Source organism: Allobosea sp. 2KB_26 (genome assembly GCF_052115715.1).
GTDB lineage: Bacteria > Pseudomonadota > Alphaproteobacteria > Rhizobiales > Beijerinckiaceae > Allobosea.
In genome coordinates this window covers 173,448-197,354 of the sequence record NZ_JBFRHE010000009.1, presented here as the reverse complement: position 1 = coordinate 197,354, position 23,907 = coordinate 173,448, and the positions used below count along the sequence as shown (strand labels likewise).

22 protein-coding genes are annotated in these 23,907 nt (G+C 64.7%); 6 read left to right on the top strand and 16 right to left on the bottom strand.

Annotation, left to right across the window (positions count from 1 at the left end; all coding sequences use genetic code 11):
• Positions 1-4: 4 nt before the first annotated feature.
• The 4 genes from AB4099_RS22830 to argE all read right to left on the bottom strand — a co-directional run bounded on the left by AB4099_RS22830 (position 5) and on the right by argE (position 5,130).
• Positions 5-958, bottom strand: coding sequence for an ABC transporter permease (locus AB4099_RS22830; RefSeq protein ID WP_441479724.1), 954 nt, complete (start codon positions 956-958; stop codon positions 5-7).
• Between the two features lie 20 nt (positions 959-978).
• On the bottom strand, positions 979-1,959 hold the full coding sequence (locus tag AB4099_RS22825; RefSeq protein ID WP_441479723.1) for an ABC transporter permease: 981 nt from the start codon (positions 1,957-1,959) through the stop codon (positions 979-981).
• A 193-nt stretch (positions 1,960-2,152) separates the two neighbouring features.
• Positions 2,153-3,742, bottom strand: a complete 1,590-nt coding sequence (locus tag AB4099_RS22820) for an ABC transporter substrate-binding protein (protein ID WP_113515290.1) — start codon at positions 3,740-3,742, stop codon at positions 2,153-2,155.
• 236 nt (positions 3,743-3,978) lie between these two features.
• Complete coding sequence (gene argE, locus AB4099_RS22815) at positions 3,979-5,130, bottom strand: acetylornithine deacetylase (RefSeq protein WP_441479722.1); 1,152 nt, start codon at positions 5,128-5,130, stop codon at positions 3,979-3,981.
• 167 nt (positions 5,131-5,297) lie between these two features.
• Between argE and AB4099_RS22810 the strand changes: the two genes are divergently transcribed.
• From AB4099_RS22810 to AB4099_RS22800, 3 genes are all read left to right on the top strand, one after another.
• Positions 5,298-6,266: a threonine ammonia-lyase gene (locus AB4099_RS22810; protein ID WP_113515288.1), complete on the top strand. Its 969-nt coding sequence runs from the start codon at positions 5,298-5,300 to the stop codon at positions 6,264-6,266.
• 128 nt (positions 6,267-6,394) lie between these two features.
• Entirely contained in the window at positions 6,395-6,856 is a 462-nt protein-coding gene (locus AB4099_RS22805; protein ID WP_441479721.1) for a DUF4126 domain-containing protein, read from the top strand.
• Entirely contained in the window at positions 6,853-8,232 is a 1,380-nt protein-coding gene (locus AB4099_RS22800; RefSeq protein ID WP_441479720.1) for an FAD-containing oxidoreductase, read from the top strand. The genes AB4099_RS22805 and AB4099_RS22800 overlap by 4 nt, the downstream gene beginning before the upstream one ends.
• Before the next feature lie 2 nt (positions 8,233-8,234).
• On the opposite strand, the gene AB4099_RS22795 is transcribed toward AB4099_RS22800, so the two are convergent.
• Positions 8,235-9,185, bottom strand: a complete 951-nt coding sequence (locus tag AB4099_RS22795) for a phosphoribosylaminoimidazolesuccinocarboxamide synthase (protein WP_441479772.1) — start codon at positions 9,183-9,185, stop codon at positions 8,235-8,237.
• Between the two features lie 166 nt (positions 9,186-9,351).
• Here AB4099_RS22795 and AB4099_RS22790 point away from each other — a divergent pair, with 166 nt between their 5' ends.
• A complete protein-coding gene (locus tag AB4099_RS22790) occupies positions 9,352-9,840 on the top strand; it encodes a GAF domain-containing protein (protein ID WP_441479719.1) in 489 nt (162 codons plus the stop codon).
• Positions 9,841-9,888: 48 nt separating this feature from the next.
• On the opposite strand, the gene AB4099_RS22785 is transcribed toward AB4099_RS22790, so the two are convergent.
• The 3 genes from AB4099_RS22785 to AB4099_RS22775 all read right to left on the bottom strand — a co-directional run bounded on the left by AB4099_RS22785 (position 9,889) and on the right by AB4099_RS22775 (position 12,758).
• Positions 9,889-10,623 carry a DUF2161 domain-containing phosphodiesterase gene (locus AB4099_RS22785; RefSeq protein WP_441479718.1) on the bottom strand — a complete coding sequence of 245 codons (735 nt, stop codon included), beginning with the start codon at positions 10,621-10,623 and terminating at the stop codon, positions 9,889-9,891.
• 259 nt (positions 10,624-10,882) lie between these two features.
• Complete coding sequence (locus tag AB4099_RS22780) at positions 10,883-11,581, bottom strand: acid phosphatase (protein WP_113515283.1); 699 nt, start codon at positions 11,579-11,581, stop codon at positions 10,883-10,885.
• A gap of 382 nt (positions 11,582-11,963) precedes the next feature.
• Entirely contained in the window at positions 11,964-12,758 is a 795-nt protein-coding gene (locus AB4099_RS22775) for a bestrophin-like domain (protein WP_441479717.1), read from the bottom strand.
• Positions 12,759-13,014: 256 nt separating this feature from the next.
• Between AB4099_RS22775 and AB4099_RS22770 the strand changes: the two genes are divergently transcribed.
• Entirely contained in the window at positions 13,015-14,190 is a 1,176-nt protein-coding gene (locus AB4099_RS22770; RefSeq protein WP_441479716.1) for a M20 aminoacylase family protein, read from the top strand.
• A gap of 13 nt (positions 14,191-14,203) precedes the next feature.
• The gene (locus AB4099_RS22765) at positions 14,204-15,310 is read left to right on the top strand and encodes an NAD(P)/FAD-dependent oxidoreductase (protein ID WP_441479715.1); all 1,107 of its coding nucleotides are present in this window, start codon (positions 14,204-14,206) and stop codon (positions 15,308-15,310) included.
• A 144-nt stretch (positions 15,311-15,454) separates the two neighbouring features.
• On the opposite strand, the gene eda is transcribed toward AB4099_RS22765, so the two are convergent.
• From eda to AB4099_RS22725, 8 genes are all read right to left on the bottom strand, one after another.
• Positions 15,455-16,099 (bottom strand): bifunctional 4-hydroxy-2-oxoglutarate aldolase/2-dehydro-3-deoxy-phosphogluconate aldolase, encoded by a 645-nt coding sequence (gene eda / locus AB4099_RS22760; RefSeq protein ID WP_441479714.1) that lies wholly within the window; start codon positions 16,097-16,099, stop codon positions 15,455-15,457.
• 30 nt (positions 16,100-16,129) lie between these two features.
• On the bottom strand, positions 16,130-16,819 hold the full coding sequence (pgl, locus tag AB4099_RS22755; protein ID WP_441479713.1) for a 6-phosphogluconolactonase: 690 nt from the start codon (positions 16,817-16,819) through the stop codon (positions 16,130-16,132).
• Complete coding sequence (zwf, locus tag AB4099_RS22750) at positions 16,816-18,324, bottom strand: glucose-6-phosphate dehydrogenase (RefSeq protein ID WP_113515273.1); 1,509 nt, start codon at positions 18,322-18,324, stop codon at positions 16,816-16,818. The genes pgl and zwf overlap by 4 nt, the downstream gene beginning before the upstream one ends.
• Positions 18,325-18,438: 114 nt before the next feature.
• A complete protein-coding gene (locus tag AB4099_RS22745) occupies positions 18,439-19,197 on the bottom strand; it encodes an ABC transporter ATP-binding protein (RefSeq protein WP_441479712.1) in 759 nt (252 codons plus the stop codon).
• Positions 19,194-20,069, bottom strand: a complete 876-nt coding sequence (locus tag AB4099_RS22740; protein ID WP_441479711.1) for an ABC transporter ATP-binding protein — start codon at positions 20,067-20,069, stop codon at positions 19,194-19,196. The genes AB4099_RS22745 and AB4099_RS22740 overlap by 4 nt, the downstream gene beginning before the upstream one ends.
• A gap of 1 nt (position 20,070) precedes the next feature.
• Positions 20,071-20,976, bottom strand: a complete 906-nt coding sequence (gene nikC, locus AB4099_RS22735) for a nickel transporter permease (RefSeq protein ID WP_441479710.1) — start codon at positions 20,974-20,976, stop codon at positions 20,071-20,073.
• A 10-nt stretch (positions 20,977-20,986) separates the two neighbouring features.
• On the bottom strand, positions 20,987-22,033 hold the full coding sequence (locus AB4099_RS22730; RefSeq protein ID WP_441479709.1) for an ABC transporter permease: 1,047 nt from the start codon (positions 22,031-22,033) through the stop codon (positions 20,987-20,989).
• Positions 22,034-22,188: 155 nt separating this feature from the next.
• Positions 22,189-23,778 (bottom strand): ABC transporter substrate-binding protein, encoded by a 1,590-nt coding sequence (locus AB4099_RS22725; RefSeq protein WP_441479708.1) that lies wholly within the window; start codon positions 23,776-23,778, stop codon positions 22,189-22,191.
• Positions 23,779-23,907: the final 129 nt, after the last annotated feature.

The window sequence follows — 23,907 nt, the reverse complement described above, 5'->3', positions numbered from 1 at the left end:
CGGGTCACCTCAGCCGCGGATTGAGCGCATCGCGCAGCCAGTCGCCGAGCAGGTTCACCGCCAGCACCAGGATCGCCAGGGTCACACCGGGAAAGGCGACGATCCACCAGTCGCCGGAGAACAGATAGCGATTGCCGATGCTGATCAGAGTGCCGAGCGAGGGCTGCGTCGGCGGCAGGCCGACGCCCAGGAAGGATAGCGTCGCCTCGGTGATGACGGCGAGCGCCAGATTGATCGTCAGGATGACGAGAACCGGGCCGATGACGTTGGGCAGAACATGGCGCAGCATGATCAGCGGCGCCGGCAAGCCGACGAGGCGTGCCGCCTGGACATAGTCCTTGTTGCGCTCGACCAGCGTCGAGCCACGCACGGTGCGGGCATATTGCACCCAGAAGGACAGGCCGATCGAGATCACGAGAACATAGATCGCCGTGTCCTCGCGCGAGGCGCTCTTGAAGATGCCGCGGACGACGCCATCGATCAGGAGCGCGATCAGGATCGCCGGGAAGGTGAGCTGGACATCGGCGATCCGCATGATCAGCGAATCGACACGCCCGCCGAGATAGCCTGCAAGCAGGCCGAGCGTGATGCCGATCGAGGCGGCCAGGATCACGCCGAGGCCGCCAACCACCAGCGACACACGCAGGCCATAGAGAATGGCCGAATAGAGATCCCGGCCCTGGTCGTCGGTGCCGAAGATGAAGCGGGCCTCCCCGCCCTGCTGCCAGGCCGGCGGGATGTTGGCATCGGCGAGGAAGACCGAAGCCGGGTCGAAGGGATTGGTCGGTGCGATCCAGGGCGAGAAGGCCGCACCGATGAACAGCAGCAGCACGACGAAGGCAGCGACCATCGTCACCTTGGAACGCAGGAAGCTGGCGAGAATGTCGCTGTCGAGGAAGCGTTCCCAGCGGGTCGGGATCTTCTCGGGCGAAGCGGGCGGCTGAGTGTTCATGCTCATGGTTTCAACTCTCCGCCAGCTCAGTGCGCACCGATCGTCGCGCGCAGGCGCGGATCGACGGCGGCATAAAGCAGGTCGACGACCAGGTTGATGCTGACGAACAGGAAGGAGATCAGCATCAGATAGGCAGCCATGATCGGGATATCGACGTTCTGGACGGCCCGCAGGAAGAGCAGGCCCATGCCCGGCCACTGGAACACCGTCTCGGTGATGATGGCGAAGGCGATGATCGAGCCGAGCTGCAGTCCGGCGATGGTGATGACCGGAACCAGCGTGTTCTTGAGCGCATGGCCGAAATTGACCGTCCGGGTGCGCAACCCGCGCGCCCGGGCGAACTTGATGTAATCGGCACGCAGCACTTCGAGCATCTCGGCCCGGACGAGGCGCATGATCAGCGTCATCTGGAACAGGCCGAGCGTGATCGAGGGCAGGATCAACGCCTTGAGGCCGGACACGGTCAGCAGGCCGGTCGTCCACCAGTTGCCGATCTTCACGACCTCGCCGCGCCCGAAGGAGGGCAGCAGGCCGAGCGTGACCGAGAACAGGTAGATCAGCAGGATGCCGATCAGGAAGGTCGGCAGGCTGATACCGATCAGCGACACCGCCTGGAAGATCTTGGCGAGCCAGCTGTCGCGCTTCAGCGCGGTGTAGACGCCCATCGGAATGCCGACGAGGAGCGAGAACAGGGCCGACATGAAGGCGAGTTCAAGCGTCGCCGGCGCCCGGTCACCCAGCAGCGAAATCACCGGAAGCCGGAACTGGTAGGACACGCCGAATTCGAGCCGGGCGGCGTTGTAGATGTAGCGGAAGAACTGGACAATGACGGGGTCGTCGAGCCCGAGCGAGCGCCGGATCTGCTCGACCTGCGCCTGCGGCGTGTCGAGGCTGACGAGCTGGTTCACCGGATCACCGACGAAACGGAACATCGCGAAGGCGATCAGCGCCACGCTCAGCATGACGAGAAGCGACTGAAACAGCCGACGCAGAATGAAAGCTAACATGGCCGCCTTGAATCCCCGGTCTGCCGAGGTCGGAAAACGCGCGGCCATCCCGGACGCGAGGACGCGGGGATCCGGAATCCGGCAGGAGCGCCATGCGCTGCAACGGATCCTGGTTCAGCGCGGCTGCACCGTCTGTCCGGGATGACGATGAGAATGAAAGAAGGCGCGCGGATCGCTCCGCGCGCCTCTCATGTCACTCCTTGGTGGCGTAGTAGAGCAGGACCGAGTTGTCGGCGCGCTGGGTCAGCTTGACCTTCTTCGAAACGCCCCAGGCGAGAGCCTGCTGGTGCAGAGGGATATAGGAGAACTCGTCCACCGTGATCTTGAAGGCTTCCTTGATCATGGCGTCGCGCTTGGCGGTATCGGGCTCGACCAGGATCTTGTCGGTCAGCGCGTCGACCTTCTTGTTGCAGTAACCGCCGAGATTCGACTCCCCGCGCGACGAGCCGGCGACATCGCGGCAACCCAGGATGTCGTTGAGCACGTTGTGGCTGTCGAAGGTCCCAGGGGTCCAGCCGAGCAGATAGAACGAGGTCTTGTAGCCGCCCGACTTCAGCACCTTGGCGAAGTACTGGCCCTTCGGCTGGGCGTTCAGGTTCACCTTGATGCCGGCGCGAGCCAGCATGCCGACCACGGCCTGGCAGATCTGGCCGTCATTGACATAGCGGTCGTTCGGGCAATCCATGCCGACCTCGAAGCCGTTGGGATAGCCAGCCTCGGCCAAGAGCTTCTTGGAGGCCTCGGTGTCGAACTTGGCGCGCGTGAACCCGGCATGCGGGAAGAGTTCCGGCGCGATCATCAGCGGCGACGGAGTCGACAGGCCGCGCATGACGCGGCTCTTGATCGTTTCGATGTCGATCGCCTGGTAGAAAGCCTGACGAACCTTCGGGTCCTTGAAGGGGTTCTTGCCCTTGACGTTGGATTCGAGCAGTTCGTCGCGGGTCTGGTCCATGCCGAGGAAGATCGTGCGCAGTTCCGGACCGGTCATGACCTGGACATTGCCGGCACTGTTGACGCGCTGGATGTCCTGGATCGGAACCGGCTCGATCACGTCGACCTCGCCCGAGAGCAGGGCCGCGACCCGGGTCGCATCCGATGCGATCGGCGTGAACACGATCTCCTTGAGATTGTGCTCGACCTTCTTGTTCCACCAGTTCTCGTTGACCTTGAACACGGTCTTCACGCCGGGCTGATGGCTCTCGATCTTGAACGGGCCGGTGCCATTGGCATTGAGCGAGGCGTGGCTCGGTGTTGTCGCCGCCGCCGGGGTCGGAGCGACGGCGTTATTCGCCTCCGCCCACTTCTTCGACATGATGTACCAGGTGTCCCACTGGGCATTCAGGATCGGGTTCGGCGAGCTCAGCGTCACGTCGATGGTGTAATCATCGACCTTGGTGAACTTGGCGTCGGTCGGAATACGCGTGGTGAAATTCGAGCCGGGCGCGCGGACGCGCTCGGCCGAGAAGATCACGTCATCGGCGGTGAAGTCCTCGCCATTGTGGAACTTCACGCCCTTGCGCAGGAAAAAGCGCCATTTCAGGCCATCATCGGAGACTTCCCACTTCTCGGCGAGGGCCGGCTCGATCTTGAGGTCCTTGCCGCGCGCCGTCAGGCCCTCATAGGGGTGGCCGAGATGGGCGTTGGTGGTGGTCTCGTTGACGGTATAGGGATCAAGCGACTTGAGCTCGCCTTGGTTGGCATAGCGCAGCGTCTGTGCCTGCGCGGCGCCGCACATCAGCGCCAGAGCCGCAACCGCGGCGAGGCAGTTCGTCTTGAATGACATAATTCGATCGCTCCCAATCGGTTTTGCTACCCACTCCTCCCGGGAGCGGCTCTCGCCCGGCGCCTCCCAAGCGCCCGGCGAAAGAAGATGTCAGCTTAATGACGCTTCTTGAGCGGCGTCCAGTACGGCCGATGAGAAACACTCCAGATTGCACTTTCTTGCGCGTTTCGCCAAAATTTTGCACGCAATCAGAGAAATCGGCACCATGAACCAAAATTCATAGCGCCGAACATCTCTCAGCGCGCCAATTCGGCGATCACGCCACGGATGAACCGCGCACCGGCATCGAGCTGGGCTACCGTGATGAACTCGTCGGGCTGGTGAGCCTGGGCGATATCGCCAGGGCCGCAGACCACCGTCGACCAGCCGGCCGCCTGGAACAGTCCGCCCTCGGTCCCATAGGCGACGACATGGCTGCCATTGTCGCCGGTCAGCCGGCGCGACAGGGCCTCCGCCTCGCCATGCTGCTCCGGTCCGAGCGCAGGCGTGAAGGAGGTGACTTCCATCTCGATGCCCGTCTCGGGCGCGATCGCCTTCATCCCGGCCTCGAGTTCGGCGATGCAGGCGCGGTAGCGCTCGACGTAATTCTGGTCGCGCTCGCCGGGAATGACGCGCACCTCATGGGTGAAGCTGCAATGTTCGGCCGTGATGTTGACGGCCGTACCGCCCTGGACCACGCCGACATGCAAAGTCGTGTAGGGCGGTTCGAAGCCGTTATCATTCGGGGTCCGGGTCTTGTTCTCCGCCATGACCTCGTCGTGCCAGGCAATCAGCTTGCCGGCGATCATGACGGCCGGCACGCCGATGTCGACGCGGCTCGAATGCACCGCGTGGCCGCGCACCGTCGTCCTCATCCGCGTGCCACCCTTGTGGCCGGTGACGACCTGCATCATCGACGGCTCGCCGACGATCACCGCCGACGGGGTGAGGCCTGCGGCGACCATGGCATCGATCATGATCCGCGCGCCGAGACAGCCGACCTCCTCGTCATAGGAGAGCGCGATATGGATCGGGCGCTTCAACCCGGCCGCGATCATCTCGGGCACAAGCGCCAGCGCGGTCGCGTCGAAGCCCTTCATATCGCAGGCTCCGCGGCCGTAAAGCTTGCCGTCGCGCTCGGTCAGCGTCCAGGGATCGGAGGTCCAGTCCTGCCCCGCGACGGGAACGACGTCGGTATGCCCGGAGAGCACGACGCCGCCGGCAACCGCCGGCCCGACCGTCGCATAGAGATTGGCCTTCTGGCCGTCAGGGCTCGGAACGATCGTGCTCTCGACGCCGAGACTGGCGAGGTAATCTCGACAGAAATGGATGAGCTCGAGATTGCTGCGCTGCGATTCCGTATTGAACGAAACCAGCTTCGCCAGCATTTCCTTGGGGGTGTATTTCACAGGGTCGAATCTCCAAAGGCAGACGGGAAGGCAGGTTTCGTGCCGACACGCTAGGCAGCCTGACAGCCAGGTCAATCGTCAGCCGTGGCTTGACCGGCCTGCGCCGGACGCGTTGATGTGCGCGCCGAGACGCCGGCGCCGCCGGACCATGAGAGAAGTCCAGTCCGATGAATTTCGACGTCACGCTCGCCGATATCCAGGCTGCCGCCACCCGCATCTCCGGCAAGGTGCGCCGCACCCCGACCTTCCAAAGCGCCGGTCTCTCGGCGCGACTGGGCGTCGAGACCGTGGTGAAGGTCGAGAGCCTGCAGCTCGGCGGTTCGTTCAAGGTGCGTGGCTGCTTCAACAAGCTGATGTCGCTCAGCGAGGACGAGCTCAAGCGCGGCATCGTCACCGTTTCCGGCGGCAACCACGCGATCGCGGTTTCGATGGTCGCCAAGTCGATGGGCGCCCGCGCGCTCGTGCTGATGGCGAAGAATGTCGCGCCCTTCAATGTCGAGCTCACCCGGCAGGCCGGCGGCGAGGTCGAACTTTGCGAGGACGCCATCGAGGCCTTTGCCAAGGCCGACGAGTACGCGGCGAAGGGCATGACCAATGTCCACTCTTATGACGATCCGGCGATCATCGCCGGCCATGGCTCGCTCGGCCTGGAACTGGCGAATGACGCCAGCGGGCGTCTCGACCATGTCTTCATCTCGATCGGCGGCGGCGGCTTCGTGGCCGGCGTCGGCACGGCTCTCAAGGGGCTCGACCCGGCGGTGCGCATTCATGGCGTCGAGACGGAGGGCGCAACGACGATGACCCAGGCGCTGGAGGCCGGCAAGCCGGTGCCGATCCGGCCGACCTCGATCGCCCGCGCGCTCGGCGCCCCCTTTGCGACCGAACGCACCATGGCGGCCGCGCGCCAGTATCTGGAGGAGATCGTCACCGTGCCCGATGCCGAGGCCGTGCGCGAAATGGCCTGGGTGCTGCAGAACGGGAGAGTGCTGATCGAGCCAGCGGCAGGCTGCGTGGTTGCCGCAGCCGTGGCGCGCAAGGAGATGTTCAAGCCCGGGGAGCGCGTCGGCCTGATCCTCTGCGGCTCCAACGTCTCGCTCGACGATTTCGCGACGTGGCGCAAGGAGTACGGGGTTTAAGGCAACCTCGCTGCGGCCGGGTTTGATGCTTGACCTTACCCGAAGGAGCCGACCGGTTAGCGATGAGTTGACCTGCGCGATGAGCTAGCGTTGTCTTGGGCGGCGATCCTGCCGTTCGAGGGAAGACCATGGCCGTCTTGCTCGCAACGCTCATCGGGATCGTGGCCGGGCTGCGCACCATGATGGCGCCGGCCGCCGTCAGTTGGGCCGCCCATCTCGGCTGGATCAACCTCGACGCCAGCCCTCTGGCCTTCCTCGGCTATGCCTGGACGCCCTGGATCCTGACCGCGCTGGCCATCGGCGAGCTGATCACCGACAAATTGCCTTCGACGGCAAGCCGCAAAGTCCCGACGCAGTTCGGCGGCCGCATCGTGACAGGAGCCCTGTCGGGCGCGGCCATCGGCGCGGCTGCCGGATCGCTGGCGCTTGGCGCGATCGCGGGTGCGGTCGGCGCCGTCGCCGGTACGCTTGGCGGGGCCGCGGCCCGGGCCAGCCTCGCGGAAGCGTTTGGTCGCGACAGGCCCGCCGCGCTGGTCGAAGACGTGGTGGCGATCGTCGCCGCCTTGCTGATCGTGGTGGCCGCACGATGAACCGGAATTTCGACGCCATCATCGTCGGGGCCGGCCAGGCCGGACCTTCACTGGCAGGCCGAATGACCGATGCCGGCATGTCTGTGGCGATCGTCGAACGCCACCTCTTTGGCGGCACCTGCGTCAACACCGGTTGCATGCCGACCAAGACGCTGGTCGCCAGCGCCTATGCCGCGCATCTGGCGCGCCGCGGTGCCGAATATGGCGTCATGCTGGACGAGCCGCCACGCATCGACATGCCGAAGGTCAAGGAGCGAGCCGCCCTCGTCTCCGCCACTTCACGCCGCAATATCGAGAGCTGGCTGCGCGGGATGAAGGGCTGCACGGTCCTCACCGGGCATGCGCGCTTCGGGAGTGCCGACCGGATGCGGATAGGCGACGACGTGATCAGCGCGCCCCGCATTTTCCTGAATGTCGGCGGGCGCGCCGTCGTGCCGGATATGCCGGGCATCGGCGACATTTCATACTTGACCAACACCTCGATCCTTGGGCTCGACACAGTGCCAAAGCATCTTGTCATCATCGGCGGCAGCTATATCGGCCTCGAATTCGCTCAGATGCACCGCCGCTTCGGCGCAGCCGTCACGGTCGTCGAGAAGGGGCCACATCTCGTATCCCGGGAGGACGAGGAGGTCTCGGAGGCGATCCGCGATATCCTTGTTGCTGAAGGGATCGAGATCCGGACAGGCGCGGAGTGCATTCGCTTCGCACCCCACCCCGAGGGCATCGCGGTCGGCGTGGACTGCACTGCAGGCGCACCCGAGATCATCGGGTCGCATGTCCTGCTTGCCGTCGGGCGCCGCCCGAACACGGACGATCTCGGTCTCGACAAGGCCGGGGTCGCAACGGATGCGCGAGGCTATATCGAGGTCGATGACAGCCTGGCGACCAATGTCCCCGGTATCTGGGCGATCGGCGACTGCAATGGCCGCGGCGCCTTCACGCACACCTCCTATAACGACTTCGAAATCGTCGCCGCCAACCTGCTCGACGGAGAAGCGCGCAAGGTCAGTGACCGCATCCCCGCCTACGCGCTCTTCATTGACCCGCCTCTCGGACGTGTCGGCATGACGCTTGCCCAGGCCCGCGCCAGCGGCCGGCCGTTGCTGGTTGGCCGCCGGCCGATGACGCGCGTCGGCCGCGCCGTCGAGAGGGGTGAGACGCTCGGCTTCATGAGCGTCGTTGCCGATGCCGAGACGCGCCGCATCCTCGGCGCCGCGATCCTCGGGACGAGCGGCGACGAGGCGATCCATGGGATCCTCGACATGATGAATGCGGGCGCGCCCTATGACAGGCTGCTGCGCGCTGTTCCCATTCATCCGACCGTATCGGAGCTCATCCCGACGATGCTTGGAGAAATGCGCGCCCCAAACTGACCTCAGAAATAGCGCGCCAGGTTCCGGCGGATCCTGTCGACCGGGGGCTCGTCGCCCGCAGGGGCCTCGAAGGCCTGGCCGGTGATGGTCTCGAAGGCGCGGATATAGACCTGCGAGGTCTGCGCGATGAGCTCGTCCGGGATCTCGGGGATCGGCTCCTTGTAGGGGTCGCAGCGTGCGGCGACCCAGTTGCGCACGAAATCCTTGTCAAAGCTCTCCGGCCGCTCTCCCGCCGCAAAGCGCGCCGGGTAGCTCTCGGCGAACCAGTAGCGGCTGCTGTCGGGGGTATGGATCTCATCGGCCAGCATGATCCGGCCCTGCCGATCGGTACCGAACTCGTATTTGGTATCGGCAAGGATGAGCCCACGTCCGCGCGCGATATCCTGCCCCCGGGCGAACAGGGCCAGCGCATAGCCGGATACCGTATCCCACTGTTCCTGGGTCAGGAGCTTGCTGCCGACGATCTCGTCCGGGGAAAGCGGCTCGTCATGGCCGCCGTCGAAGGCCTTGCTGGTCGGCGTGATGACGGCATGAGGAAGCGCCTCGTTGTCGCGCAGGCCATCCGGGAAGCGGATGCCGTAGAGATCCCGCCTGCCCTGCTTGTACATGGTCAGCACCGACGTGCTGGTCGTGCCCGCGAGATAGCCGCGCACCACGATCTCGACGGGAAGGATATCGAGTTTCTGGCCGACGACGACGTTGGGGTCTGGATATTCCAGCACGTGGTTCGGGCAGATATCCGCAGTCCTCTCGAACCAGAACCGGGCTGTCTGGGTCAGCACCTGCCCCTTGAACGGAATGCAGGCGATGGCGCGATCGAAGGCGCTGAGCCGGTCCGTGGCGATGAGAATGCGGCGCCCGTCCGGCAGATCGTAATTCTCGCGGACCTTGCCCCGATAATAGTTCGGCAGCTCCGGGATGACCGCTTCGCGAATGGGCTGGATCTCGGACATGGTGGACATCACTTCATCAAGGTGCGGAATCACGCAGGGAGAGCCCCCCGGCGCTGCGTTCCTTTGTAGCCAAGTGGACCGACACGCACCATTGCGCTCTCGCTGTCGCCCCTGTGCGATGCTAGGGAGCCCCATGACGAAGGGCGAGCGCCGGAGGTGAGCAGCCATGTTTCAGGCACAAGCAATCGCGAGCAGCGACAAGTGCGGGTTCTACTGCGAACTGACCTCGCAGCTTGAGGGCCTGCTGGCAGGAGAAAGCGACCCGGTCGCCAACGCCGCCAATACCTCGGCACTGCTGTTCCAGATGATGCCGGATCTGAACTGGGCCGGCTTCTACATCATGCGGGACGGCGAGCTCGTCCTTGGGCCCTTTCAAGGCAAGCCGGCCTGTGTCCGCATTCCCGTCGGGCGCGGCGTCTGCGGCGCGGCCGTCGCCCGCCGGCAATCCATGCTGGTGGACGATGTTCATGCGTTTCCCGGCCATATCGCCTGCGATGCAGCCTCGCGCTCGGAGCTGGTCGTGCCGCTGATCCGCGACGGTGAGGTAATCGGCGTGATCGATCTCGACAGCCCATCCCCCTCCCGCTTCGACAGCGCCGACCAGGCCGGCATCGAGCGGATCGCCGAAATCTATCTCGCTGCGAGCGCCAGCTAGGTTGAGCCACCCCGACTGCCTTGCAGGGCCGGCTGCAAGAACGACTGATCAGCAGGCAGCGGCGGAGAGATTCTCGTTGCCGTCCGCCACCGGAGGCGCGGCTTCGTGCTGCCCGGGCGTGAGTAGGACCGGAGCCGGCGCCACCCATCTCGCCAGAGCCGTGCGGCCGGCTTCGGTCAAGGCGTAGACGCCGCGATCGGCTCGTTCGAACCAACCATAGACGTTGCGGTGCAGAATCTTCTGTGCGTCCGGGCATGATGGCTTGAGATCGCGCGGCCGCTGCGGGCCTGCCGTCATGGCTGCAGCGCAGGCGAGCGCCTGCTGTCGATAGGCCGTCATGATCGGCGCGCGCGAACCGCCACCAGCGACAGGGTCTCCCTGACGCCGTTTGTGCTCCTCCACGAGCTTCGAACGCCGTTTGGCATCCTTGCGTGGCGTCGGCGCGGCCGGCGAAACGAGAATATCGACGCGACCGGACACGGCGACCCCGAGAAGCCCGAAACCGAGATGCCGGCATAGGTTACGATAGCGGGAATCGCTCTCGCGTCCCTTCCCCCGTGCCGACAGCCGGGCTGCAAGCCAGATCTCGTCACCGAGCTTCATCCGATCCACGCCCTGCAGGATGAGCTCGAGATTGAAGGTCAGCTTCAGTTCTCCGACCACGACGACGGCCGGATCATCGCCCTTGATACCAACAAGGTCGCAGCGCCCGACCTCACCCTTCACGGAATAGCCCAGTCCTTCGAGGAAGTGTTTGACCGGCAGATAGAGGGATGTTTCCACGCGAAATCTCCGGTGCATTCCGATGCCGGACCGTTCCGACGAATCCGTAGCGCTGACCGCTGCACAAAGGTGCAGCGGCGGTCGTTTCGGAATGGCAAACGGGAGGCAAGCCGGAAGAGATCTGTGGGGGGCGTTCCGGCCGCGGCCACCTCCGAGGGCGATGGCAACGCCAGGGGCGGCCTCCTTGCAAGCGAGCCGCCCTCGGCATTGCACGACCCCGTCGCCCCCGCGACGGGACCGACCTGCCATGAGAGCTGAATCAACGCGCCAGTCGCAAGGCGCCGCGGATTTCGGACTTCGCCCCTTCGAGGTCCCTCTGGAAATCGGGATTCCGGTAGGCGAGAACCGCGATCATCGCGGCCATCTCCCGGCCCGCCTGGATGTCGCTTGGGTAATGCACCCCGCCGATCACCCGGTTCTCGCCGAATTCGACGGCGCGCGCGAAGATCGCCTCACCCTTCTCCGGCACGATATCGGCCAGCACGATCGCGGTGAGGTAGGAGAAGGCGGCGTGACCGCTCGGATAGGAGCCGCTGTTCGAATATTTGGCGACCGGCTTGAGACGAGCATCCACCACCGGGGGACGCTGGCGCTCCCATTTTTCCTTGCCCTGTTTGTTGAAGGCGCTCTCCGTCTTGTAGACTTTCTTGAAGAATACCGCCGCTTTCGGCAGTTTCTCGGCCGTGAATTCGGGTCCCATCACGTCGGCGAAGCGAAAGACGCTCTGCTCGAGATCCGCGACCGACCTCTCGGCCTGTTCGGCCGTCCGCTTCTCCTGCAGGCTCAGCATGATCTCGAGCTCCCGCCGGGTCGTATCCGCGGATGGCGGCGGCGCCATGAACCGGGTCGTGTCGAGCTGCTCCGGCGACACGTAGTATTTGCTGCTCTGGACGTCCGCGCCGGCTGAGCCAATCGCAAGAAGCGTCAGTCCGAGTGTCAGGCCCGCGAGTCTTTTCATCTTGTCGTCTCCCGATAAGCGTTTCTTCCCTGCTGTCGGAGGCAAGTCCGCCCAGCGCTCGATGCTGATCAAGAAACACGCCAGCAGCGCCCGCACCGCGTGACGGCAATGGAATCAGAGGGTTGTCACGGGTTCGGCGCCGAGCGGCGCAGGCGGCGTCAGTGAGGGATGAGTAAAGCCTGTAACATCGGCCGCGAGCATGGGTCATCGAAGATACCTCCTTGCCACGCGGCCACCCGCATGAGGCACCGACGTTACTGGCAGAAGGAAAGCAATCCGGTCCCATCTCATTCGTCGCCTCGCCCCTCGAGCGAAGACATCGACGGAAGCGACGACGACAAAGCGCGAGATCGACCACTCGCACGCAATGGAGGCGAGCTGCCTACCGGCTCATGGCCTCGAACACATTGCGCATCGATATGCTTGGGATGCCGAACAGGCCGCCATAGGGCGAGTTCAGGTCAACGATCACGAACATCACGCTCGATATCGAAACCACCCCGATCGCCAGGACGATGGCGGCCAGCAGCTTGCGGGGGACCTGCAGGCCAAAGCTCACGAAGACCAGCATCAGCCAGAACGTCACGATGTTCGTGAACAGCCGCGACGCCGGGTCGCGCGCATCTTCGATCACTGCCCAGCGACGCTGTTGCAGGTTCATGAAATTTGCGCGGCATTCCGCGGCCAGATTCGCATGCAGCCCCCCGGCCGGGGCGAGGGCGTTGATCTCGAGCCCGATCTGATTGACCAGCACACTGAGTGCCGGGCTTTCCCCGTGGCGTCCCATGGTACTGGGATCGGGATAGGCAATGCCTGTCGGCCTTTCCTCGTCGGGCCAGGTGCTCGCGATCACCGCAGCGGTGTAGCTGCGGAGATCCGCGCGGGCCTTCTCGGCCCCTGGGCCGTAATTGCGGAGGCACGGATCGAGCTGAGCCAGTTGCCCGGCATCCGCGTTCCGGTCGCGGTACGCCATATCGAACGCGCTCTTCACGCTCGACAACTGCAGGCTGAGGATGAGCGCCGCGAAGGTGACGAGGAGACTCGTGACCAGCCGCAGCGCGTCCATGTTCCGCTCGGTCAGATGCTCTTCGGGCAACCAGTTCCTCAGCTGGAGGCCGAATACGGCCGCCGCGCTGAGCAGGCCGCAGAACATGAAGGCTGAAAGCCACTGCACCATGACAGAACCTGCTCTTGCTGAAGCCCCGGGCACAGAACCCTGCAGCCGTCGCGACCGCGAGAACGATCTGGCGTCGACATGCAGCCATCGATCCAGAATGACGCGAGGATTGCAACTGTAGGCGGTCGCGACGCCATTCCTCCGCTTCTGCCCCCTCATGCCGCAATCGGCTTGGACAGACCCGGTCGGACCGCGCTAGCTTGCATGACTTGGCAACCCGATTTCTGCCAACCTTCCCTCTCTGCCCGAGGACATGATGCCGAAGTCCGAACTCATCGCGGCGCTGACGCCCGAGCTCACCGCGATCCGTCGCGATTTTCACCGCCATCCCGAACTGCTCTTCGACGTGCATCGCACAGCGGGCATCGTTGCCGACAAGCTCAAGGCCTGGGGCGTCGACGAGGTGGTAACCGGCATTGGCCAGACCGGCGTCGTCGGCGTGATCAAGGGCAAGCGCCAGGGTTCCGGCAAGGTCATCGGCCTGCGTGCCGACATGGATGCCTTGCCGATCCACGAGGAAACCAATCTCGAGCATCGCTCGACCGTGCCCGGGAAGATGCATGCCTGCGGTCATGACGGCCACACCACCATGCTGCTCGGTGCCGCGAAATATCTCGCCGAGACCCGGGATTTCGACGGCACAGCGGTCGTGATCTTCCAGCCGGCAGAAGAAGGCGGCGGCGGTGCGAAGGTGATGTGCGATGAAGGCCTGATGGAGCGCTTCGGCGTGCAGGAGGTCTATGGGCTGCACAACAAGCCTGGCATGGCGATCGGTCAATTCTGCATCCGCAAGGGCCCGCTGATGGCCGCAGCCGATCGCTTCCTGATCAAGATCGAGGGCAAGGGCGGCCATGCCGCCGCGCCGCACGACACCAAGGATCCGGTGGTTGCCGCCTGCCAGCTCGTGACCGCACTGCAGACCGTCGCCTCGCGCAATGCCGACCCGCTCGATTCGGTCGTCGTCTCGGCGACAGCGATCAATGCCGGCGAAGCGTTCAACGTCATTCCGCAGACCGTCGAGATCAAGGGCTCGGTCCGGACGCTGACACCTGCCATGCGCGACCTCGCCCAGAAGCGCATCCTCGAGATCGCCGACGGGCTGGCGAAGGCGTTCGATCTCAAGTGCGAAGTCGACTACGACCGCGGCTATCCGGTGACCTTCAATCACGCCGGGCAGACGGATTTCGTGACCAGCGCCACCCGGAACGTTTTCGGGAAGGACGCGATCGATACCGAGATCCCGCCTGTCATGGGGTCGGAGGATTTCTCCTTCATGCTCGAAGAGCGCCCTGGCGCCTATATCTTCATGGGCAATGGTGACTCGGCTGGCCTGCACCACCCGGCCTATGAGTTCAACGATGCGGCGATCCCGGTCGGCGTGACCTATTGGGCAAGCCTCGTCGAGATCGCCATGCCGCAGCGCGCAGCCTGATCGCAGGATCCCGATGGCCGATATCGATTGCCTCGTCATCGGGGCCGGCGTTGTCGGCCTCGCAACGGCGCGCGCACTTGCGCTCGCCGGACGCGAGGTCGTGATCGCCGAAGCCGCCGACGGCATCGGCACTCAGACCTCCGCCCGCAATAGCGAGGTCATCCATGCCGGGATCTACTACCCACCTGGCTCGCTCAAGGCGCAGGTCTGTGTCGCGGGCCGCAAGCAGCTCTATCGCTATCTCGGCGAGCGCGGCTTGCCGCACAAAGCCTGCGGCAAGCTGATCGTCGCGACATCGGCGAGCCAGCGCCCGGCACTGGAAACGATCGCGGCGCGGGCGAAGGCCTCAGGGGTCGACTCGCTGCGCTATCTCGACACAGCCGAGGCGCGGGCACACGAGCCCGAGGTCGCCTGCGAGATCGCGCTGTTCTCGCCCGAGACCGGCGTGGTCGACAGCCACGCCTTCATGCTCTCGCTGCTTGGAGAATGTGAGGCCGCTGGCGGCTCGCTGGCTTTGAACACGCCCATCAGCGGCTGGCGCCGCGAGGGCGAGGCGTTCAGCGTCGATTTCGGCGGCGACGATCCCGCGACCTATTCGGTCCGCAGCATCGTCAATTCGGCCGGCCACGGCGCGCCGCGCCTGCTCGGCAGGCTCGACGGCTTTCCTGCCGCCTATGTGCCAAAGCAATCTTTCGCCAAGGGCAATTACTTTGCGCTGCTGGGGAAGCAGCCCTTCTCGCATCTGGTCTACCCAATCCCGGAAGCAGCCGGGCTCGGCATCCATGCCACGATCGACATGGCCGGGCGAGTCAAGTTCGGCCCGGATGTCGAATGGGTGGATGACGACCAGAATCTGGTCGTCGACGCGACCCGGGCCGAAAAGTTTTACGCAGCGATCAGGACATACTGGCCCGGTCTGCAGGACGGCGCGCTGGTCGCGGATTATGCCGGTATCCGGCCGAAGCTGCATGGACCGACGGAGCCGATGCCGGATTTCCGCGTCGACGGACCGGCCGTCCATGGCGTGCCGAAGCTGGTCAACCTGCTCGGGATCGAAAGCCCCGGGCTGACCTCCTCGCTCGCGATCGCTGAACTCGTGGTGGAAAGGCTGCAGGCCTGACGGCGGACGCTTCGCGCTCCGTCAGGCAGATCATGGCAACTGGCTGAACTCGGAAGCCGGCATAGCCCGGTCTGTTCCACAGCGTTACATGCCGGAAAGCTCAGGTTGGCGGCAGCGAGAACCGCCCGCTGTGAAGCATTCCATCTAACCGCGGATCGCCTTCACCGCGTCCCTCGCTTGCCTGGCAAGCTCAGTCACACGCGCCCAGTCGCGTTTCGCAACCGCATCGGCCGGCACGAGCCAGGATCCCCCGACGCAGATCACCTGCGGCAGGGCAAGGTAGTCGGCGAGATTGGCGAGGCTGACGCCGCCGGTCGGGCAGAATTTCAGCTGCGGGAACGGCCCGGACAACGCTTTCAGCGCCGGCGTGCCGCCCGCCTGCTCGGCCGGGAAGAACTTGCAGGTGAGCCGCCCGGCCAAGACTGCGCGCATGCAGTCCGACGCCGTCGCCACGCCAGGCAACCAGGGCAGGCCGGACGCGCGCATCGCCTCGTCCACCGCCTCACTGAAACCGGGACTGACCACGGCCTGCGCGCCCACCCTCTTGACCTCTGCGACCTGCAAAGGTGTCACGACCGTGCCGGCAACCGAGAGGATTTCCGGCACCTCGCGGGCGATCCTCTCGAGCGCGGCCAGTGCAGCAGGGCGACGCAGCGTGACTTCGATCACGTCGATGCCACCCGCAAGCAGCGCGCGGGCCAGCGGCACCGCGACCTCGGCCTCGTCGATCACGACGACCGGGACTACGCCACAGGACTTGAGGCGTGCAATTTCGGGTTCGCCTGACATCGGCTCGATCTCCTCGCTGAGCGCCTTCGCTTAAGCCCTGGCCCAGTAAACGTCGAGCCCCTGCGGCCGTCGCAGCAGGATGCCGACCGGATAGGCGGCCGGAAGGGCCTGCGCCGTCGCCAGCGTCGTTTCCTTCTCCTTTCCGGCAATGAGCAGGGTTGCCCAGCCAGCCTTCGCGATCCGCGCGGCCGACAGTGAGATGCGAGGCGGCAGGCCGGGCGGACGGGCCGCGACAGCGTGGATCGCATCGTCGCTCCGCGTAGCCCCTTCGTCGCCGGGAAAGAGCGAGGCGATGTGCCCATCGGCGCCCATGCCACTGACCAGGATATCGATCGCAGGCAGCCGCGAGAGCACGGCATCAAGGCTGCGCGCTGCCGCAGCGAGATCGTCGCCGGCATTGTGGAAGGACACGAAGCGGGCCCGTTCGTCGCGCAAGGGGGAGAAGGCGTCCCGGATCATGCGCTCGTTCGAGGCGGCATCGTCGGGCGCAACGAAGCGCTCGTCGGTCGGCATCAGGGTAACCCTGTCCCAGGCGAGGTCGTGCGCGCCGAGTGCCGCGAGAAAACGCGCCGGCGTCGTGCCGCCGGGGACCGCGAGCAATGCCTCTCCGCGAGCGGCTATCGCGGCGCGCAGCCGCACCGCGACAGATTCGGCGAGCGCTTCCGAAGCGCCGGCCAGCGTCTCGAAACGGTGCCAGGCGAGCGGTCCCGCCGCGCTCATTCCATCAACTCCGGGTCGGCCCAGGACCGCCCTTCGCGCTCAATCAGACCGATCGCCTGAGACGGTCCCCAGGAGCCGGCGGCATAGCGATGCGGCTGCGGATAGTACTCCTGCCAGCCGGCAATGATCGGATCGATCCAGGCCCAGGCCTGCTCAACCTCGTCACGGCGCATGAACAGGGTCTGGTCGCCGCGGATCACATCCGTCAGCAGCCGCTCATAGGCGTCGGGTGAGCGGACGCCGAAAGCGGTATCGTAGCGCAGATCGAGCTGGCGCGGGACGATCTTGAGCTTGCCGGACCCTGGCACCTTCATCATCAGCTGCATCTGCACGCCGTCATTGGGCTGCAGGCGGATGATCAGGCGATTGGCGTCGAGCCGCCCACAATCGGCAGCGCTTCCGAAGATCGAGTGCGGCACCGGCTTGAAGGTGACGGCGATCTCGGAATAACGCTGCGCCATGCGCTTGCCCGTGCGCAGATAGATCGGGACGCCGGCCCAGCGCCAGGTTTCGAGCTCGCAGCGGATCGCGACGAAGGTTTCGGTGTTGCTGGCATGGCCGAGTTCCTCGGCATAGCCATGGACGCGTGCGCCGCCGCTGACGCCCTGACCATACTGCCCGCGCACGGTCGCCCGCAGGACGTCGGGACCGACGATCGGCTTGAGAGCCTTCAGCACCCTCACCTTCTCGTCGCGGACGGCATCGGCTTCCAGTAGGTTCGGCGGCTCGATCGCAAACAAGCAGAGCAGCTGCAGCACGTGGTTCTGCACCATGTCACGCAGGTGCCCGGCCTTGTCGTAATAGCCGGCGCGCGACTCGAGGCCGACCGTCTCGGCAACCGTGATCTGGACATTGTCGATGTCGCGACTCGACCAGGAGCGCTCGAACAGAGTGTTGGCAAAACGCAGTACCAGAAGGTTCTGGACCGTCTCCTTGCCGAGATAATGATCGATCCGGTAGGTGCGGCTTTCCGGAAGGATCCTTGCCACTGCGTCGTTGATCTCGCGGGCGGAGGCGAGATCCCGCCCCAGCGGCTTTTCAAGGATGACGCGCGAGGTCGGCGTCAGGATGCCGGCGCTGGCGAGGTTCTCGCAGATCGGGATGAAAAGATCGGGCGGTGTCGAGAGGTAGAAGGAGCGGACGCGCTCCGAATCGCCGAGTTCCTGCCGCAGACCGGCATAGGTTTCCGGTTTCAGTGCATCGACCTGCACCACGGAGAGCCTGCGCAGGAATGCCTCGATCCTGGCCGGGGAAAGCCCCTCCTCGGCGAGCTTGCGGCTGATCTCGCCGGGCAGTCCGGCGACATCCTCGCTCTTGCGCACCATCGCCAGGATGCGGCTTTCCTCCGGCAGCACGCCCTCCTGATTGCGCTGGGCCAGCGCCGGAAAGAGCTTGCGCAGGGCCAGATCGCCGCTGGCGCCGAAGATCACGAGATCGAAGGGCGGGACCGGAGTGCGCTCCGGCGCAGCTTCGAGCTTCACGACATGATCGGCGACGGCATCCATGGGCATACACACTCCGCAGCAGCGAATACGGCCAAGCTAGCCGATCGCTGCGACGAGAGTTAGACGGTTTTGGCGCGCCGCCCAAGCAGGCAGGACGCGCAACCGACCTGCCGCTCAGGCGGTCTGGCGGCGGAAGCCTTCGCTCGCGATCAGCAATTGCTGGGCATAGGTCGTTTGCGGCGAACGCGCGGCCAGCGTCTCGGCCGTCATCTCCTCGACTCCACGGCCGAACTGCATGACGAGCAGCCGCTCGCACATATGGGCAACGACCGCGAGATCGTGACTGACTAGGATATAGGTCAGATTGCGCTCCTTGCGCAGCGCCTGGAGCAGGTTCAGCACTTCGGCCTGAATCGAGACGTCGAGCGCCGACGTCGGCTCGTCGAGCAGCAGGATCCTCGGTTCGAGCACAAGCGCCCGCGCGATCGCCACGCGCTGGCGCTGGCCACCAGAGAGCTGGTGCGGGAAGCGGAAGCGGAACGAATTCGGCAGCCCCACATCCTTCATGGCGCGTTCGATGCGCGCCTCGGCGTCCTCGATGCCGTGAATGGCCAGGGGCTCGGCCAGCGTATCGTCGACCGTCTTCTTCGGGTGGAGGCTGCCATAAGGGTCCTGGAAGACCATCTGCACGGCGCGATAGAAGGCCTTGTCGCGGACCTTGGGCTGCTTGCTGCCCAGAATCGTGACATCGCCGCTCCATTCGCGGTTCAGACCGGCGAGGACGCGCAGCACGGTCGACTTGCCCGAGCCGGATTCACCGACGATGCCGTAGCTCTCGCCGGATGCAACCGAGAAGGAGAGGTCCTTCACGACATGAGAGTCGCCGAAGGAGACGTTCAGCTTCTCGACAATGATGGCGGGGTTCGTGTTCATGCCAGCCATGCCGGGTCACGTTTCAGGGTGGCGAGCTTGTCTTTGCGATGGTCGAGATCCGGCAGGCAGTCGAGCAGGCCGAGCGTATAGGGGTGGCGATGAGCGCGTGCGCTCTCGTCGGCGAGTTCGGCGGCCGGCAGCGTCTCCATCGCCTTGCCGCCATACATGACGATGACGCGGTCGCAGAAGGACTGCACGAGATGCAGGTCGTGGCTGATGAAGATCAGCCCCATGCCGCGGCTGGTGACGAGGTCGTCGAGGATCTTCAGCACCTGCAATTGCACGGTGACGTCGAGGGCCGAAGTGGGCTCGTCGGCGATCAGGATGTCGGGCTCGGCGATCAGCATCATCGCAATCATCACGCGCTGTCCCATTCCGCCCGAGACTTCGTGCGGGTAGAGATCGTAGACGCGTGCCGGCTCACGGATCTGCACCGCTTCCAGCATGGTGAGGCTGCGCTCCTTGGCCTCACGCGAACTCGCCTTGTGATGGACGCGATAGGCTTCGGCGATCTGTTCGCCCACGGTCTTCACCGGATTGAGCGAGAATTTCGGATCCTGCATCACCATCGAGATATGGCGGCCGCGCAGCTTGCGGCGCGAACCCTTGTCCATCGTCAGCAGGTTCTGCCCGCGATAGACGAGCTTGTCGGCCTGAACCTCGCCGGGATGGGGGATGAGGTCGAGAATGGCGCGGCCGGTCATCGACTTGCCGGAGCCGGACTCGCCGACGATGCCGAGCCGTTCGCGACCGAGCGTGAAGGACAGCCCGCGCACGGCGCGGACAATGCCGGTCGCGGTATGGAAATTGACCCGCAGATTGTCGAGTTCGAGCAGCGGCTGTTCGATCGGGCTATCGGGTGCGCGCATCATCTCACCTCGCATCCATGACGTCGCGCAGGCCGTCGCCCAGCAGATTAAAGCCGAGCGCCACAACGCAGATGGCAAGGCCGGGGAAGGTGGCGACCCACCACTGGTCAAAGATCTGCTCGCGGCCAGCCGAGATCATCGCGCCCCATTCCGGGATCGGCGGCTGCGCGCCGAGGCCCAGGAAGCCGAGCCCGGCAGCCGTCAGGATGATGCCGGCCATGTCGAGAGTGGACCGCACGATCAGGGACGGCAGGCACATCGGCACGACATGCCTGAGCACGATCCGCCATTGCGAAGCCCCCTGCAGCCGGACCGCGGAGATGTAGTCCTGGTTGCGGATGATCAGTGTCTCGGCCCGGGCGACTCGCGCATAGGGCGGCCAGGCCGTGAACGCGATGGCGATGACCGCATTTTCAAGTCCGGGGCCGAGGGCAGCGACGAAAGCGAGCGCGAGCACCAGGCGCGGGAAAGCCAGGAAGACGTCGGTGATGCGCATCAGGACTCGATCGACCCAGCCGCCGAGATAGCCCGCGGCGGCGCCGATCAGGAGGCCGATCGGCCCCACGGTGATGACGACGAGCAGCACGATGACAAGCGTGACGCGCGAGCCGTAGACGACCCGGCTGAAGATATCCCGGCCGAGCGAATCCGTGCCAAACCAGTTCGTTGCCGATGGCGGCAGCAGGCGCTTGTCGAGGGCCTGCGCCAGCGGATCATAGGGCGCGAGCATCGGCGCAAAGGCAGCGGCGAGCAGCAGCAGCACGACGATGGTGAGCCCGATGACGGCTGCGGGGTTGCGCCGGAAAGCGAGCCATTGCCGGTAATACTGGCCGAGCCGTGCCTGACGGCGCGACGCGGGGGAATCGGTGATGAGCCAGGCGGCCCAGCCGGACGAGGTCTGTTCGGTCATGGCCATGTCCTCAGCGCGCCCGCGGATCGGCCAGGCGGCCAATGATGTCGGAGAACAGATTGACCCCGATGAAGACCGCACCAACCACCAGCGTGCCGCCGAGCACGGCGTTCATGTCGGCATTGAGAAGCGAATTGGTGATGTAACGGCCAAGGCCGGGCCAGGCGAAGATGGTCTCGGTCAGCACCGAACCTTCGAGCAGATGCATGTAGGAGAGCGCGATCACCGTCACGAGCGGCACGACGGCGTTGCGCAGAGCATGGCCCCAGATGACCTGCCACTCCGACACGCCCTTGACCCGGGCGGCAATGACATATTGCTGCTGCAGCTCGTTGATCATGAAGCTGCGCGTCATGCGGCTGATATAGGCGACGCTGAGCAGGCCCAGGACGGAGGCCGGCAGGATAAGGTGGGAGAAGGCATCCCAGAACGCATCCCACTCACCTTGCATGGCCGCATCGAGCATGATCACGCCGGTGATCGGCGTCACGAAATCCTGATACGCCACCGAAATGCGCCCGGGTCCGCTGACCCATCCGAGCTTGGCGTAGAACAACAGAAGACCCATGAGGCCAAGCCAGAAGACCGGGATCGAATAGCCGATCAAGCCGATGACGCGGGCGATCTGGTCGGGCCAGCGCCCCTGGTGGACGGCAGCGACGATGCCAAGCGGCACGCCGAGCATGATGCCGATCAGCGTGCCCAGCGTCGCCAGTTCAAGCGTGGCCGGGAAGACGGTCTTGATGTCGTCGACCACGGTGTTCGAGGTCAGTACGGAGCGCCCGAGATCGCCGGTGAAGACCTTGCCGATGTAAATGGCGAATTGCTGCCAGAGCGGCTTGTCGAGGCCGAGGTCGAGCCGCGCCTTGTCGTAGACATCGGCGGGAGCGCGATCACCGACCACGGCAAGCACCGGGTCGATCGGCATCACGCGCGCGATCAGGAAGGTGACGAGCAGAAGCCCGAACATCGTGATGGCGACCGTGCTGAGCTCGCGCCCGGCAATCTTGCCCCAGCGGCCCGATTTACCCGCCCATGTCTCTCGCGATGACGCCATGCAACCAACCACTGTGCAAAAGCCCGAAGAAGGGCGCTTCCGGAAGCCACGGCGCGCGGGAATGCAATCCCCTCGCCCGTGGTGCTCAACAGAAAAGAATAGAAATAAGCCCGCCGCAGCCATAAGCCGCGGCGGGTTCCGTCAGAAGACGTGTCTCAGTTCTTGGAGATCGGCCAGTAGAAGTTGGTGTCGGAGCTCGGTCCGATCACCCAACCCTTGACGTTCTTGCGCTCGGCCGTGACCTCGACCTGCTGGTACATGATCACGAAAGGCGAAACCTTCTGGTGCTCGCGCTGCAGGCCCTCATAGGTCGCCTTGCGCTTGGCCGCATCTGTCTCGAGCACGGCGGCCTGGGCGACCTTCGTCATGTCCGGGATATCCCAGGCATTGCGCCAGGCCAGCGTCTTCGACTTCGCATCTTCGCCGTTGTTCTCGTTGATGGCGAAGGTTTCGGCATTGGTGTGCGGATCGAGATAATCCGGACCCCACTGGCCGATATAGATGTCGTGGGTGCGGGCGCGATACTTGGTCAGCGTCTGCTTGCCGTCGCCCGGGATCAGCTCGAGCTTGATGCCGGCCTGGCCCCAGCTCGACTGGATCGCCTGCGCGATATCGGTGATCGGAGCGACCGAGCGAACGTCCATGGTGACGGTGAAGCCGTTCGGCAGCCCGGCTTTGGCGAGCAGCTCCTTGGCCTTGGCGGGATCGAACTTGTAGGGCTTCTCGTCAATGGCTCCCAGGAAGCCCTTCGGCAGGAAGGATTCGTGGTGCTTGTAGGTGCCCTCGACGATGTTGCGCTCGATCGACTGGTAGTCGACCAGCCACTTCAGCGCTTCGCGTACCTCAGGCTTGTTCAGGTTTGCGTTCTTCTGATTCAGGCCGAGATAGAGAATATAGCCCTTGTCGCCCTGGACGATCTGGATGTCGGATTTCTCCTTCACAGCGGCGAGCTGGTCCTTGGAGAGGTTGCGGGCCATGTCGATGTCGCCCTTCTCAAGCAGCAGGCGCTGCGAGGCCGGCTCGGCGACATGGCGTACGATCACGCGCTTGTTCTTCGGCGCGCCCTTGTACCAGGTCTCGTTGGCATCGAGCGCATATTGCTCGTTGGGACGATAGGCGCGGACCTTGTAGGCACCGGAGCCGGCCGAGTTCAGCTTGAGCCAGGCATTGCCGAAATCGCCGTCCTTCTCGTTCGCCTTGACCAGCTTGGAATCGACGACCGAAGCCACGCCGGAGGTCAGGCAGTTCAGGAAGAAGGTCGGAGCGAAGGGCTTGGAAACGGTGACGACGACGGTGTTGTCATCGGTGGCCTTCACCTTCTCGAGGACATTCTCCTTGGTGAGGCCGAACTGGGTGAGGATGAATCCCGGCGACTTGTTGAGCGTGACGGCGCGCTGGAAAGAATAGACCACGTCGGCCGCGGTCAGCGCATTGCCCGAATGGAACTTGACGCCCGGGCGCAGCTTGAAGGTGTAGGTGAGATTGTCCTCGCTGACAGTCCATTTCTCGGCAAGCTCGCCAACGAGTTCGTTGTTCTTGGCAAGATCGACGCCGATCAGCTTGTCATAGACATTGGCACCGACTTCGACGCCCGAGAACTCGAAGGCTTCGGCCGGATCGAGCGTAATGATGTCGTCGATCTGCTTGGCCATGACCACCGTATCCTTCGGCGTCTGAGCCATGGCTGTCGTCGCCATCAACGCCGTAAAGGCGGAGGCAACCATCAATTTCGCAACGTGACGCATGGACTATCCCCATTGGTTCTAAGGGCGGCCGTTTCGCCGCCGCTTGGGCGCTATGTGTGGCCAGATCGGGTTCGATGTCCAGCGGCTAGCAAGTTGCGCAGCGCACTGCTCACAGGCCTGCACTCTTCT